At 61.8% G+C, this 15,249-nt stretch carries 10 protein-coding genes; 4 read left to right on the top strand and 6 right to left on the bottom strand.

The window, feature by feature from the left end; translation table 11 throughout:
* Positions 1–110 precede the first annotated feature (110 nt).
* On the bottom strand, positions 111–1,169 hold the full coding sequence (locus tag PLL20_09775) for a glycosyltransferase family 2 protein (protein ID HPD30272.1): 1,059 nt from the start codon (positions 1,167–1,169) through the stop codon (positions 111–113).
* A gap of 234 nt (positions 1,170–1,403) precedes the next feature.
* Between PLL20_09775 and PLL20_09770 the strand changes: the two genes are divergently transcribed.
* Positions 1,404–3,338 (top strand): hypothetical protein, encoded by a 1,935-nt coding sequence (locus tag PLL20_09770; protein HPD30271.1) that lies wholly within the window; start codon positions 1,404–1,406, stop codon positions 3,336–3,338.
* Here the strand turns inward: PLL20_09770 and PLL20_09765 are convergent.
* Entirely contained in the window at positions 3,316–4,782 is a 1,467-nt protein-coding gene (locus tag PLL20_09765) for a hypothetical protein (protein ID HPD30270.1), read from the bottom strand. The two genes, PLL20_09770 and PLL20_09765, sit on opposite strands and share 23 nt — an antisense overlap.
* A gap of 215 nt (positions 4,783–4,997) precedes the next feature.
* Between PLL20_09765 and PLL20_09760 the strand changes: the two genes are divergently transcribed.
* Together PLL20_09760 and PLL20_09755 are read left to right on the top strand one after the other, a co-directional pair.
* Positions 4,998–5,654 (top strand): hypothetical protein, encoded by a 657-nt coding sequence (locus PLL20_09760; GenBank protein ID HPD30269.1) that lies wholly within the window; start codon positions 4,998–5,000, stop codon positions 5,652–5,654.
* Between the two features lie 198 nt (positions 5,655–5,852).
* Positions 5,853–7,205: a PhoPQ-activated protein PqaA family protein gene (locus PLL20_09755; GenBank protein HPD30268.1), complete on the top strand. Its 1,353-nt coding sequence runs from the start codon at positions 5,853–5,855 to the stop codon at positions 7,203–7,205.
* 109 nt (positions 7,206–7,314) lie between these two features.
* Here PLL20_09755 and PLL20_09750 read toward each other — a convergent pair whose 3' ends face one another.
* The 3 genes from PLL20_09750 to PLL20_09740 are packed head-to-tail and all read right to left on the bottom strand — an operon-like array spanning position 7,315 to position 11,536.
* Positions 7,315–9,447, bottom strand: a complete 2,133-nt coding sequence (locus tag PLL20_09750; GenBank protein HPD30267.1) for a hypothetical protein — start codon at positions 9,445–9,447, stop codon at positions 7,315–7,317.
* Between the two features lie 18 nt (positions 9,448–9,465).
* Positions 9,466–10,449 carry an aldo/keto reductase gene (locus tag PLL20_09745; GenBank protein ID HPD30266.1) on the bottom strand — a complete coding sequence of 328 codons (984 nt, stop codon included), beginning with the start codon at positions 10,447–10,449 and terminating at the stop codon, positions 9,466–9,468.
* Between the two features lie 31 nt (positions 10,450–10,480).
* Positions 10,481–11,536: an alpha/beta hydrolase gene (locus PLL20_09740; GenBank protein ID HPD30265.1), complete on the bottom strand. Its 1,056-nt coding sequence runs from the start codon at positions 11,534–11,536 to the stop codon at positions 10,481–10,483.
* Between the two features lie 456 nt (positions 11,537–11,992).
* Between PLL20_09740 and PLL20_09735 the strand changes: the two genes are divergently transcribed.
* Positions 11,993–13,495, top strand: coding sequence for an AMP-binding protein (locus tag PLL20_09735; protein ID HPD30264.1), 1,503 nt, complete (start codon positions 11,993–11,995; stop codon positions 13,493–13,495).
* An 80-nt stretch (positions 13,496–13,575) separates the two neighbouring features.
* Here PLL20_09735 and PLL20_09730 read toward each other — a convergent pair whose 3' ends face one another.
* Complete coding sequence (locus tag PLL20_09730; GenBank protein HPD30263.1) at positions 13,576–15,030, bottom strand: neutral/alkaline non-lysosomal ceramidase N-terminal domain-containing protein; 1,455 nt, start codon at positions 15,028–15,030, stop codon at positions 13,576–13,578.
* Positions 15,031–15,249 lie beyond the last annotated feature (219 nt).

The raw sequence follows: 15,249 nt of genomic DNA, 5'->3' as shown, positions 1-15,249 counted from the left end.
TCAGTTTCGTCCAGCTTCTCGGTGAGCCATGCATCGGAACACCCGCCGCTTCCCTCCTCTGAGTTGCATCGATCAGGGACTTCCAGCGGTTTCTCGCCTCCATCCGGCGATCAGGCGCTGTTTTCGTGACCAGATCTCTCCATTGACCTGGACGGCGACAAACGTGCGGCCGTAACACGCTGTCGACGCTGCCTGACGTCCGTGCTCAGGAAGTCAAGCACATCCGGCACCGGCCGGGGCATCCGCTGAAAACCAAGGCGTTCTTTCGCTACGTACATGGGCCGTCCGCGAACCTCGCGATAGATGCGGGACATGTACTCTCCGACCACGCCCAGTCCGATAAGCTGAATGCCTCCCAGTAGACTCAGAGCAGCGCCCAGTGTGAGCACGCCTTTTCCACTTGCCGCCGACCACAAACCCGACACGCTGACCGCCAGGATTGACAGGGCGATCGCGGAAATGAGACCGCCGGTCAAGGTGATGGCCTTCAGCGGCGCATCGGAGAATGACAGAATGCCATCCATCGCCAGACGAAGCAAACGGCGAAAGGTGTATTTGGTTTCGCCCGTGTGCCGAGGTTCACGGTCGTATTCGATCTCCGCCTGCCGGAAACCGACCCAGCTTCGCAGTCCGCGAAGGAATCGCGTTCTTTCGGGAAGGCTGTTCATTTCGTCCAGGGCTCGGCGATCCATGAGTGCGAAGTCACCCGTGTCCAGCGGAATCGCAATTTCGCTCATCTGTCGCAACAATCGGTAGAAGCTGAAGTAAGCGGCCTTCTTGAAAATGTTCTCGCGGCGACTGCGACGCCGTGCAAAAACGACCTGATATCCGCTTCTCCATTTTTCGATCAGGTCCGGGATCACCTCCGGCGGATCCTGTAAATCGCCATCCATGGTGATGACTGATCGGCCCGTTGCGGCTTCCAAGCCCGCGCACAGCGCCGCCTGATGGCCGAAGTTTCGCGACAGGAACACGCCTTTGACGGTCGAGTCCTGCACGTGAAGATCGCGAATGACCTCCGCCGTGCGATCGCGACTGCCGTCGTCGACGTAAATGATCTCGTAGGGAATCGCCAGACGTCGCATGACCGCGCTCAGACGCTGATGAAGCGTCGGCAAGCTCTGCTCTTCGTTGCACAGGGGAATGACGATCGAGCACTCAAGAGCCACCGGGGCACTCCTTCTTTTGATAGCCGGCTGATCCTCGCTCAGGGGGCCATAAGCCCTGGTTCTTAAGCATCGGCGGGTTTCCGGACCGCGTTAAGCTTAATCCATGCAGCAGAAGGGATTATCAGACGTTGCACAAGCGATGAAACGGCGACAGGGCGAGCAACAGTTGCGTCTGCAGGCAACCGATATTATGGGACGGCATCCGGACGTAGTTCAGCAGGCAACGGCGACAACATGATCACAGCAACACGGTACATGCATCTTCGATCCAGCGACATGGCGCCGCCCTTGGCGGGCATTCGAGCCGGTACGTTCGCTGCTGTAACCGTATTCATCATCGTGTGGGTGATCTCGCTCAGCCGGAGCGTTTTCGACCCGATCGGATTCGACCAGGCGCTGTATCAGTACATCACCGATCGAGTGATGCTCGGCCAGCGGCTTTATGCCGACGTCTGGGACCAGAACACGCCCGGCATCATCGGGATTCATTGGCTGGCGACGATTCTCGTCGGCCGAACGCCGATTGCACTGCGGGTTTTCGATGCCTTCTGGCAATGTGCGACGATTACCGCGTTGGTGGCTCTGGCGGTCCGCGACGGGCGGCGCTGGCAAGCCGGCTGGCTGGCGGCGACTTTGTATGTCCTGGCGTACTATGGGCTGGGTTACGTGCATACCGCCCAACGGGAAGGCTTCGCGGTGCTTCCGCTGCTCCTGGCCGTTCATGCCCTCGCCCCTGCGACGGGACATGACCGCGCGTCTCGTGCTCCCGCTCCTCGACATGTTCTGGCAGGGGCGCTCTGTTTCTGCGTTTTCGCCATCAAGCCACCGCTCGGCCTTTGTTTCGGAATGCTCTGGCTCATGATTCTGGTTCGTTGGCTTGCCCCGCTCCTGCGTCCGGCTGCACCCTCCCTTCAGAACGGTGCTTCACCGCTCCAGCAACTCTGCCCCGGCGCAGCCTTAGGCGAAACGAGACATGAGAGCAGATTCTCTATCACACGTTTGTCAGAATCCGCTGAGAAAAGAGCCTTGTTCTCGCTGAGCCTGGGATTCATCGTCTCGGCGGCCCTGGCGGTCGCGCTTGTGCATCAGCTCGGCTGGTGGAGCGGCCTTTGGCGAACGCTGGCCCGTCAGGACGTGGCGGGTTACATCCGTGGGCCGCAACTGATCCGCGAATCAGCTCCTTACCTTTTCACCGGTGCAGTCGGCATTGCGGGCATCGCGCTGCTCGCACACGTACTTCGAGCCAAGAGTCATGCGGGCTCAAGCCTGCGTCTCCGTGACCTTGCCGCACCGGTTACAGGCGGCTTGGCCGTTTTCGCGTTGCTGTTGACTATTCAGCGATGGCCGGACTGGCAACAGGCGTTCCTTAAGACGGCCGGGATCCTCGTGCCGGCCGGCGGGGCCATGCTTCTGGCCCAATGGGGCCGGAGGTCGCGGATATGGCAGATGACCGCTCTTTTGGGCCTTGCATCGCTGGCCGCGGTCTTGTGGCAAGGCCACTTTGCGCTTTATCAGTTCCCTCCGTTGTTGGCGTGCGGGGCATATATCGCGGCGGCGGAGATTTCGGAGCGGTTCCCCCGCTTCTGCGAGATGGACAAGGCCGGGCGCGTATGGACCGTGGTCTGCCTCGGTGCGGTGATGCATTTGGCCGCCGGCACCTGGGGATGGACGATGACCTTCTACGGCCGTTCTCCGTACGTTTTGAGCGGCACGACGCTGATGCAGCATTACACCAAGGTCACCGCGAACAAACCCAGCTTCCCGACTTACGAGACAACCTCCGCGGCAGCAGTTCGTGTGCGGGAGCTGACCGGCGAGACCGACCCGATCGTTTGCCTAGTCGATGAGCCGCGGCTTTACTACCTGGCTCAGCGGCCGCCGGCGTATCCGCTGCTGCGTACCCAGGTCTGCTACAGCAGCATGTTTCCCGCCTTGTTTGAGGCCATCCGAACACAACACCCCAAGGTGTTGCTGGCCCGTCTGCCGGTCGGCGCGCGAGGCGCCGGTGATGCCAGGGCAGCCGAAGCCGCCGTCCTGGCCGACTTGGAGGGCTACTTCGGCCCGCCGGCTCGAGTTGTCCGCGACGAATACAGGCTGACGGAGGTCGTCAACGGCGACCTGTGCATTCTGCAGCCGCAAGCTCGTATCAGTAGTAACGCGGATCGTTGACCACGCCTTCATCACTGATCAGAACGGACAGCACCGGGTCCTTGAGCACGTCTTCAACAAGCATGGGCCGGCCGTCAACGAGCATCACCCGCTTGACCAGTCGAATTCCATGACTGTAGTCCATGTAGGTGATCGTGTGTCCCAGATACAGAGGCTGGATGGGCTGACCGTTGAGCTGGTGCCATCCGTAGATGGCCACCTTGCCGGGATGCGTGGCCAGTTGCGCGGTGACAACCACGTCCTTCTTGGTGCCAGCAATGAGCGTGCCCAGCGATGTCCCGGCGGCGATCCGCTGGCCTTCAATGTAGGTGTTGCTCATGTTGAACACCTCGACCGACTCGATGTTGTACACCGAAGGGCTGTAGGGGTGCGGGGCCAGCTTGCACGGTGCGGCCGACCAGATGTCGTTGACCATCTTGCGGGTCGGCATCATGCACTGGAACGTATCGCCAATGGATTGAGCGGTCAGCGGTCCCATCGGGAAGCGGACGAAATCTGCGTCTGATCCGATCGCCAGATAATCCGGCATCACGAACCAGGTCGCCGTGTGCTCAACGGAGGCGATCGTCGCCGTGACAGTGACCGGCACGAAACGCCTTAGAAACTCGGGGATGTTTCCGGCGGTCATCTCAGCCAGGATCATCTGCTCGCGCGTGGCCTTGGGAATGCTCCAGACCTGCTGTACGAACTGGCTGCCGGTGACCGCTCCGGCAGGCCGAGGCGGGATGGGGCTGGACAGGCATCCAGAGGTGGCCGGAACGTCCGGGCCGCTCAGACAATGCTGGAGCACCCCGAAGTCCGCTTGATCCACATCGAGATCGCCGTCGAAATCGGCCCAGTGGCAGGCATCGGCTACCGGCCCTGCGTCCGTGCCGGTGATGCACGCCAAGAAGATCGCCAGGTCGCTGCCGTCCACGTCCTGATCTCCGTCGAAATCGGTGTTGACCGGCATGTCACCGGCCAGCACAAACCGGACTGCATCGGCAATGACGACGTCGCCGGTGGCCACGTTGTTGAGGCGCACATAGCCGCCTGTGCCGGCGGCAAAAGAATAGGAACCCAACGAGAACCATTGGCTCCCGTTTGTCTGCTGGTTGACGAATACGGTGACCGGGTCGCCGGTACCGTGGATGACAAATGGCGCGTTCGTCGCCCGGTTGGCACCTTCGACGTACCAGACGAAGACCTCATAGGTGCCCGACGCGGGGAGACCAGGACGCCATTCGACCTCTCCAGTCGGGCTTCCCGCGACAGTGGCCCGCCATCGATAGTCGGTTCCATAGGGCGTCGGCGAGGTGCCGGTCATCCATGTTCCGCTGAGAATCGTGAAACCCGAGTCGCTGTTGTCGACGACAATCTCGACGGCTCCAACAATACGGGACGACGCCAACAGCAGCGACACCAGTAGGATTGCCATATGATAATCACTCGACTTTGCAGCCATCGGGTTTTCTCCATGTTGACGCATTTTAACAAGTACAGGCCCCGGCCCAAAGGCATTTGCCACTCTTGGAACCGGCGAGCGGCGCGCGACCGTCTCGGGCCACTCTCAGAACCCCAAGCACACCGGTCCGCCGTAGCCCTGGCGAAGGTGGAAGCGAGGGGCCCCGGCGACCTGCCGAGGGTATCGCCTTTTTTGACCGGATCCGCTTCGATGGAATGGAAATCTACAACACGCACAGCGACGTGAAAGATGAGTCCGTGAAGATGCTGCTCGCAGCGATGATCCTCAATCTCCCGGCGGTGAGGGCGCATTCGGAGGCTGCTTTCCTTTCCTTTTTCGACTACCCGGCTGAATTCTTGGCGAGATTCGATATCCTGAGGCTCGAAAGCCCGTTTGCCGGGATCGTCGCGAATGACAGCCACCAGAACCAGGGCTTCAAGGTCATGGCCATGCCCGACGGAGGGCTGGAAGTCTTCGACGCCGCCGAGGAATCGGTCTTCAGGAGCGACGGCGTCGTGGCCCGGATGCTTCTCGCGGCCCTGGGCTGCACCAAGACGCCCGAACAGACCCTCCAGTTGAGCCGTATCCAGCTTGCCCCTTACGAGATCAGCGTGCGGCACGTCGGTACGTTCCTCCAGATCGACCACATCGACGAGAAAACGGTCCGGCACGCCCTGCGGACCGGCCGCATTGTCCTCGGCTTCGAGATCATCGCCTCACCTGCCGGCCGTCGGTTTCTGGGTGGAGCGGGCCGGCACACCGGCCGGAACAGTCGGCGATCGGATCCCGTGGCAGCCGAAGCCGGCGCTCCGGTGGGCCCTTCCTCTGGACGCCGAGGTCCGGAACCTCCGCAACGGGCGTCCATTTCATGAGGTTGCGGCCCAATCCGGTACAGTCGACGACATCCTTGCGGGAGTGTATCGTCTGGAAGCGTGCCTCACCCTGGTCGGCGAGCGCCGGCCGTGGGTGATTACCAATCCCGTCTACGTAAGGCCGGTGCAGGTCGAGGAGAACGCCACCGGCAAGTAGCAGTCGGCAACCGTGGGAACGTTTCTTAAGGAGACCTGACGATGAGAAAGTCCATGTGTGCAATAGTGATCGTTCTGCCGACCGTCCTGTGCGCGCTCGCACGCGCGGATCTGGCCGGTTACATCGACAAAAAAGACGCCACCTATTCCTGGACCACCGTATCGACGAGCGAGAGCGATCCGGAGAGTCCGATCCGGTACGCTGAGCTTCGAATGGTGTCCCAGACCTGGCGGGGGATCGAATGGAAGCATCGGATGGCCGTCGTGTGCCCGCTCAAGCCGCAGACGACCTCGCACGCCCTGTTGATCATCTCCGGCGGCTCCTGGCGCGAGGGCCAGGAGCAGCCGAAGCTGGACAAGGACTCCAGGGAGTTCAAGCTGGCCACAACCATTGCCGGCGCCTGCGGCATGCCGGTCGCTTTCGTGATGCACGTCCCGTTTCAACCCATGTTTGGGGGCTTGAAAGAGGACCAGATCATTTCCAAGACCTTCGACGAGTACCTCAAAACGGGCGATGAGGAATGGCCTCTTCTGCTGCCCATGACCAAGGCCGCCGTGCGGGCCATGGACACGGCCCAGGACTTCGCAAAGAAGGAATGGAGGATCGACATTTCGAAGTTCATCGTGACGGGGGCCTCCAAGCGGGGCTGGACCACCTGGCTGACGGGTGCCTCCGACAAACGGGTCGTCGCCATCGCCCCGATGGTCATCGACGTGCTCAACATGGCAGAGCAGATGAAGCACCAGAAGGAGACGTACGGCACATACAGCGAGGAGATCGACGATTACACCAGGCTGAACCTCATGGATCGCCTCGACACCGAGACGGGACAGAAGCTGCTGGCTATTGTCGATCCATACTCGTACCGCAAGCGGCTGAAGATCCCCAAGCTCATTCTCCTGGGCACCAACGACCGCTATTGGACGTTAGACGCGCTCAACTTGTACTACGACGGGCTGGAGGGCGAGAAGTACATCCTTTATGTCCCGAACGTCGGCCACGGCCTGAACGACATGGTTCGGGTGGTCAGCAGCGTGTCGGCCTTTGCCCTGAAGGCAGCGGGCAAACTCGATTTTCCCAAGCTCACCTGGGACATGAAGGAGGACGGCGATACCTTGCTGTTGACGATCTGGTCGGACGTCAAGCCCTCCAGCGTTTCGGCCTGGGTTGCGGAATCGCCCACCAAGGATTTCCGGGACGCCAAGTGGCGGCCGGAAGCCATTGATCCCGCGGGCGAGGAATACGAGTACCGATTGAAGCAGCCGGAGAAGGGCTTTGCGGCCGTCTTCGGCGAAGCCGTCTACGAAGTCAAGGGCCGGATGATCTATCTTTCAACGAACGTCCGGATTGTGGGCACCCAACCGGCTCTCCCCGTCAGCGGTCCCACACCTTGAACGGACAGCCGGCGCCGCGGTTTCCGTGCGTGCGCGAGAATCAACGGGACCAGAGGGTGGGGCAGGGTGGAGGTCGCCGTAGCGACCGAGTCCCGCCGCACTCTGGAGCCTACCTGGGAGCAGTAATGAACCCGAAGTACCTTCCCATCCAGTAGGGCAGAAGGTACTCTGCTCCGGACTCCGGGCTGTTCCCATCCCCGCCGCCGTCCAGGCCCATCTCGTTGCCGTTCCATTTCTGGATGCGCCGCTCATCGGGCGGCAGGACGGCAGCGGCCTCCGGCTCCACACCCGGCCGGGCGTCGATCCGGATGTCCAGGCGATGCGAGTTCTGCATCCGCCAATTCCGGTTATCCAGCGGAAACCTTCGCAGGACAAAAATGCTTCCCTCCAAGTCGATGGCCTCGCCCGTCACGCCGCCGAAGATGAAATTCCACACCGGGTTCCTCTTGCGATGCGTGGCCTCCTTGTGGGCGCGAACGCTCTTCAGGAACGTTGCCTTCAACTTGTCGTCAAAGCAATGCTTGATGAGGTTGTAGTAGCTCAGCCAATAGAGTTCGTCGTCCGAGTGATTCCATTCGCCCCTGGGGTCGGGCAGGTAATTGATCGTATTGTCCGCATAACCGTGCTTGCGGACGAGGTCGTAGAAAGCATCTTTGAACCGCTGCGAGCCGGTGACGTGGTAAGCAAGCTGGAGAAACGACAGGATTTCGATGGAGTTCAGACGCCGGTCGCCGCCGACGGCCGGCGTGTTGACATATTCGGGGTTCCAGCGCCCCCAGGTGGTGGGCTTGCCGTCGACGTCAACCAGATACAGGTTGTGGTCGAGAATGTGGCTCGTGATGGCCCTCACGACCGACGCCACACGCTCTCTGAGAGCTGGGTCATCCCTGGCCACCGTGTCATAGAATACCGAATGAAAGAAGAACGTGCCGACGATCTCATCGCTCGACGTGTGCCCCTTCCATTCGAAATCATGTTGCGGTCGGGTCCGCCACCGCTCCGGATCCGAGCGCTTGTACCCTTCGAGCTCAAAAGTCCGTGCCTGAAAACCGGGAATGGAGGTGATGGTCACGAGTCGCTCGATCGCGTCGAATCCGTCAATCGCGTTCTCACGGGCGTCCTCGGCCCCCGTGACGGCAAATCGAAAGGCCTCGGAGGCCAGGTACAGGCTCGACCACAGCCCGTCGTTGTCCGTATCGTGCAGCCGCAGATGCGCATAATCGGCATCGACAAGCTCGGCATCGGAGACCAGCCCATACCGGATGTGATTGAGGCGCAGGTTGCGCAGTTCGATTGCGGCTTTGTCCGCCAGGGTCATCATCTCGAAGCGAAGCTGAGAAAGCCCTCGCCGGTTGAGGACATAGACGTCGTTTCGCATATCGACGTGAATGTCGATCACTTGGTCGTCTTGGAGCCATCGGCGGCCGGCGTAGTAGTTGATCTCTCCCGCATGGTCGAGGCTGAAGGCTCCTCGGGTTGATCCGATCCAGAGCCGCCCGTCGGCATCCCGAGTGATGCAAGTCAGATCCTGCCAGGGCAACGGCCGGAGATCGGCGACCACCGACTTGTCCGTGACGGTGAAGAGGCCTTGATCCGTCGCCACCTTCAACTCGCCGTTGGAGGCTGGAACCACGCCAGTGATTCTGGCGGGCGGGGCGGGCAGGGGGATGAGCCGGCCGCCTTGGTACCGTGCCAGCTTGTCGGTCGCGTACAGGACGAACATACGGTCGAAGGGGCACAGAATCACTTCGCTGAAGCCGGGATTGTCGATCTGCGCATTCTTGCCCCCCGCGATCTCAGCAATCTTGGCCTTTGACAGAAGCAGGTAGTGGCCGGAAGCCGCGGCGGCCAACCGAGTCCATTGCGATTCCGTATTGTGGTGAAAATCGACACCCGCGCCGTGAAGGGGCAGAAGCATCTTGTCCGTCAGGAAGACGAATTTGCCCTTGAGCAGCTCCAGATCGTAGTGATCCAGCTCGGATATACCGGCCAGCTCCCGGTAACGGACCAGTCGACCATCGTAGCCCTTGAGCAGACCCCTGTTGGTGTTGATCAGCACTTTCCCGTCGCGGTCCACACGGACCGTGCGAAGTTCATAATCCGACAGATCCACCTCGTTCTTGAAATGAATCGCCCGCACCTGTCGAAAGGGGACATCCTCGCACACCTGCGCGGCCGGCGAACATGCCGGCAGCAACGTCGCCAGGACCACGAAGCACGCAACCCTGGAGAATGCGGCCATGATGGTACCTCCTCGCGATCAGACCTTGGGGAAAATCGGCTTGAGGGTGGCAGTCAAGGTTTTCAGTTCCTCGGCCTCGCTCGGCCGAATCGGTTGAAAACGCATGGCAACGTCCATGGCGAGGCGGAAGAGTGACTCCTCGCCCGGCGGCACCGCAGCGGTCACCGGCCGGCTGAGCGTGTATCGCACGCCCAACTCGGCCTCGCGCGGGTCAGTCAGGGGTTCGTACCAGCACTTGTTGTAGGCGGCTCGCCGCGAATCATGCTCTTGCCACGCCTGGCGGGCCATGGCCTTCAGCGCCAGCACGGCCACGCCCTTTCTTCGAGCCGTCTCGATGACCTGCCGCGAGAAGTCGTTCGCGTAATCCGTGGCGAAATTGACCGGGTACAGAATCGAGTCGAATTCGTAGCGCTCCATCGCCGCCAGTGCGGCCTCGACCGAGTGAGCCGAGAAACCGATGTGCCGGACCCTGCCGCTCTTCTTCGCTTCGATGAACACCTCCATCGCCCCGCCTTCAGCGAACGCGGCGTCGACGTCTTTCCGTACGTCCGTCAGAGCGTGGAGCCGGTACAGGTCGAGGTAATCGGTCCGAAGACGTTCCAAGGAACGTCTCAGCTCGCTCGCCGCGCCTTCGCGCCGCCGCTCGGTGGTCTTGCAGGCCAGGAACGCCCGCTTGCGGTACGGCGCCAGCGCCGGTCCGAGCTTCAATTCCGCGTCGCCATAGGTGGGGGCCACGTCAAAGTAGTTCAATCCGCGCTCCACCGCCTCGGCCACGATGCGGTCGGCTCGCTGCTGCTCCAATCCCGCCAGCACGATGCCCCCCAGCCCGATGATAGACAGTTGGACTCCGGTGCGCCCGTAGTCACGTCGCGGGAGCACCGCGGGGTTCGAAGACGGGGTGGTTTGACTCATGGCCGTACCTGCCTGCCCCAACCACAGGGTCTCACTGGCTGCACCCGCCGCCGACAGCGTGGTTGCTTTGAGAAAATCTCGCCGTTTCACGGGACGTGCTCCCTTGCCGCATTGACCGCTGCTACTCCGCCGCCGTGCTTGAAGCGGGTGGCAGGGCCCCAGGTGGAACCGGAAGATGCTTGACCAGAAACCGCTCGACCCGCCACAAACAACGCCGGTTGACATCCTCGGACAAATCCATGGTGTGGGGCCAGCCCTCCAACCTCTCGTACTCGTATGGAATACCCAGTTCCTTGAGCTTCCTGGCCAACAGGTCTGCCTGCGCGATAGGAACCGTGTCGTCGATGGTGCCGTGCAGGATGAGCGTCGGCGGGGCGCCCTTTGCCAGGTGAGTGATCGGAGACGCCTCGCGGTACTGCGCCTCGGCCTCGTTATATCGCTTGCCGCCCATGAAATCGATCACCGCCCCTGCCTTCTTGGCTTCATCAGCAGTCAGATCGACAGGCCCATAGAAGTCGATCGCCGCCTGCACGGCGCTGCTGACGCCCGCGTTACCGCCGTTGCCCTCCAGGGCTTTCACCCCCGATGAGTACCCGACCATCATCGCCAGGTGACCGCCGGCCGAGCCCCCGAGCACGGCGATCTTATCCGGGTCGACGTGGTGTTTGCGGGCATTGGCCCGCAGCCAGCGAACCGCGCACTTGGCGTCCTGCACAGCCGCCGGGTATGGTGCCTCCTCCGAAAGCCGGTAGGAGATCGTGGCCGTGACGTAACCCTTCTCGGCCAACTTGATGCAATAGTACCGATAGATCTGGCGGTTCCCGCTTTTCCATCCTCCGCCGTGGATCAGGATCACCGCCGGGACCGGCTTACTGAGGCCTTTGGGCTGATAAAGGTCGAGTTGGAGCGATCTTTCGCCCACTCTGCCGTACTCGACATTGTTGATAACCTCAACGTTCTCCGGCAGCGGGATGAACAGGTTGACCAGCCTGACTTTGCCCTGCCCGATCGCCTCCTTGACTTCCTCCGTGGAGCCGAAACCTTTGGGCACGGGCGGTTCAGCATCCGGTTGTTGGGCGGCCGGCAAGGGGGCGATACTGAAGAAGAGCATTGCAGGGACGGCGACCCACAAGAAAACGCCGGTGGGCTTCTCGAAAAGAAGGGCCCGAACTCTCATCACATTGCCTCCGTTCCACGGCCTGTGGTCTCGGCGATCAGCGGTGACGTGATGTCAACCCTGTCGATACCCGGACATCCAAGATCTGACCTGAGGCTCGATGATACCAGCTTCGATTCGGTTGTCGAACAACACGACGTTTTGTCACTGGCAGGGCGGCCTGGAGAATGCCGTGAGGAGGCCAAGGTCATCTTCCCAGAACGTCGGCGAAGCGTCTGGGGCCCATTCAGGCCGCGTGGAATCCTGGCCGCTATTACTGGGGCAGATCCCCGGGGGCACTGAAGCGGCTTGGACGCACTGGCTTGACACGGCGGCTTGGGTCCATTAACAAGACGCCAACACGGACGGGCCAATAGAGTCGTTCTGAGCCTATCGCACCACGAAAGGGGACGCAGGCGGCGTCCGGTCGAGGCGGCCGAACGCGAACGACCGGGCCTGCCGGTTGCACGCGACACGATGCTTCTGACCAGCTTCCTCGACACTGCGGATCGATGCGCCGGTAAGACGGCTGTTCTCGATGAGACGCGCCAACTGACCTACAACCAACTCGTCTCCCGAGCGGCGGCGCTGGCTCGGATGGTCACCTCTGCAAGCCGTGGGGCCAACGTTGGGATCCTTCTGCCATCGTCGACGGACGCTGTTGCCGCCTTCTATGCCGTCTTGTGGGCCGGTCGCGTCGTTGTGCCTCTCAACGTTCTGCTCAATCCCTCGGAGATCAAAACAATCATTCAAGACGCGGGCGTCGATCTCATCCTGAGCTGCTCCGCGCTCGAGAAAGTCGTCAATGCGCTGCCTGCACAGGCGGTGTTCCTGGATCGCCTGCCGCAGGAACCACCGCCGTCACCCTCCGGCCCCCCGCGATTTCCGGCGGTGCCGGAGAGCAAACCCGATGATCTCGCGGTGATCCTGTACACCTCAGGAACAACCGCGATGCCCCGAGGGGTCTGTCTTTCGCACAACAACCTCCACTCCAACGCGTCCGCCACCGTGCGGCATGTGCTGCTTCGCGACGATGACCGGTTCCTTGGCGTATTGCCTCTCTCCCATAGCTTCGGCCTCCTCGCGACGCTCATCCTGCCCACTTTGTTCGGCGCGACCGTCGAGTACCAGACTCGCTTTCAGCCGGTCGAGGTTCTTCGGGCCCTTGCAGGCGGGGGTATCTCCGTGTTCATGGCCGCGGCCAGCATGTTCGCGGCGCTTGCCCGCGTGAAGAACGTCTCGTCGGAAATGCTCAGGGGGCTGAGGATTGCGGTCAGCGGCGGCGAAGCCTTGCCCGACGCCGTTTTCAAGGATTGCCGGACACGGCTCGATTTCACCATTCTTCAAGGCTACGGTCTGACCGAAACATCGCCGGTGGTCTCCGTCAACCAGCCATGGGCTCACCGCCCCGGGACCATTGGTCTGCCGATTCCCGACGTGGAGGTGAGCATCAGGGACGAGCAAGGACGCGCTCTGCCGTCGGGCGAGCAGGGCGAGATCTGTGTCCGAGGTCCCAATGTCATGCAGGGATACCTCAACAGGCCGCAAGAGACTGCGGCCGTCCTGATGCCGGACGGCTGGCTCCGTACCGGCGACCTAGGCCGACAGGACGCAGACGGCTATACCATGATCACGGGCCGCAAGAAGGAACTGATCATCGTAGCCGGCGAGAACGTGTTCCCCCGGGAAATCGAGAATGTCCTCGACGATCACCCTGCCGTGTCCCAGTCCGCCGTGATCGGCGTACCGGACCCCAGGCGTGGTGAAGTTGTGGTCGGTTTTGTCGTTCCCAAGGACGGCGCCCAAGTCAGCGCCATCGAGCTTCGTGAATACTGCCGTCGTCATCTGGCCAGCTTCAAAGTCCCTCGCCAGATCATTATCCATCGTGATCTGCCGCGGGGTCCTACAGGCAAGATCGCAAAGCGTCTGCTCCCGACGGTGACAGGCGTTGCCGACATGCTCATGTCTTCAAAACCTTGAAACCCCGGATTGGCAGGCCGCGTTTGCCGCCATGACCGCCTCCCAATCGCCGAGGTCGGACGTCGCACGCGATTCCGCGTCTACCGCTGTGCGACGAGCGACTGCCACGCCGCCATCAGGCGCGTGGCGGCTTCCGGCCCGCAGGAGTTGATCTCACCGTACTGGCGCTCCTTGCGGCCATAGGCGTATGGCGAGGACCAGTCCCACTGCGACTTGGGGATGATGTAGCCGATCTCGTCATTCGCCAGCCCGATGACCATTTTGAACCGCCCGGTCATGAGCGGATAGATCGCCGGTTCCAGCGGGGCGTTCGGGAAATCGGCCGCGGCTTCCTGGGGTTGCTGGAATCTGCCCAGGGCCAGCTCCGGGTAGAGTTCGCCCGGAACCGCCGCGATCTGAAGCGAACCGATCTGGATGAGGCCGATCTCGGTCTTGAGATACAGATCGCCCTCGGCCGGTGCGCCGGCCGCGGCGGTCGCCGTGGCGGCCTGCTGCATCTTGACAGGTCGCCCGTCTGCGTCGAGCATCGGCCGCTGAAGAACCCCGATGGATCCGCCCAGCCTGTAAAACGGGTTCCACAACGGAATTTGCACTTCCCGAGAGATAGCACGAATCGGCCCGCGCAGAGGCTGAGCTTGGTCGATGGCGCCCTCGGCAATACGTCCGATGATCCGTCCATAAGCGATCATCCGGCCGATTTCATCCTCCGGCAACGGCTCATTTGTGAACGGGTCAGACTTCGGCTCGCGAGGCGAGAGCAAGCCGCCGACCGCCCCGCTGTTGTAGACGGCCAGCCCGCCGAACTTCGTTTCAAGGTACTGGCGCAACGTCGAAGGGAAATCGCTGCTCAACTGCTTGTTCTTTGAACCGAGAACCTCAGGGTGGCACGGCATGTTGACCAGCGTAACGATCATCTCGCCGCCATCATTCGTCGCCTGGATGACGGTCAGTTGCGAGTCGATCACTTTGGGCAGCCGCGAGTCGCCGATCAGTTCGGCCAGACGATTCACATCGGCGGTTCCGATCCGCAGTGTGCCGCGCCGGGCATTCCGATGCGCCCGGCGGACGGCATCGACGCACGCCGTCCGCACTTCATCGAGGTAACCGGGCGTGATGCCCGTCCGGCCAACGGGGCCCCAGAGTCCCAGCGTGTCCGGCCCGGCGTGCGTGTGCGTACTGCTGACAAGGACGTAATCGATCGACGGGCTCAGTTGCAGCCGGCCAAGTTCCTTTCGGACCTTCGCCACCTCGTCGTGGAAAAGGCCGATCAGGTCGCATGCAACGATGGCCAGACCGAATTGGCCGTCATGGATGAATATGGCCCGCGCGTAGATGTCGTCGTGCACGCCCTCGGCCTGTCGGCCCTGCCCGTACCCGGCCAGCCACACCGGTGGGGCGTCATGGGCCACCTTCGGCGTTATGACGACCGAGGCCGAACCGATCTGATAGAAGCCAACATCATTTGCCGCGACCGCAATGGAACTGACCAGCAGCGTGCTTCCGAACCAGCCAAGACCTGGCATCGGTCGTTTCATGATTCGTCCTCCCTGGCCGCTCGGCAGTGTAAAGCCGAGGGTTGCACACGGCAACGCAGGGGAATGCAGGATTGTGAACATGGAACTGAGAATGGGCCGTGTTCTGCCGTCGCCCATGGACCTCGTCACCGGTGAACTCCGGAGACAGCGGTGATTCGGCACAAGACGCCCGATTCGGACATGCTTCTCCGCGCGCCTGCGGGGATTCTTATGCAACCG

The sequence above is a fragment of the Phycisphaerae bacterium genome (genome assembly GCA_035384605.1).
Taxonomy (GTDB): domain Bacteria; phylum Planctomycetota; class Phycisphaerae; order UBA1845; family PWPN01; genus JAUCQB01.
The sequence above is the reverse complement of the archived record's forward strand: the minus strand, read 5'-3'. Positions and strand labels throughout refer to the sequence as shown.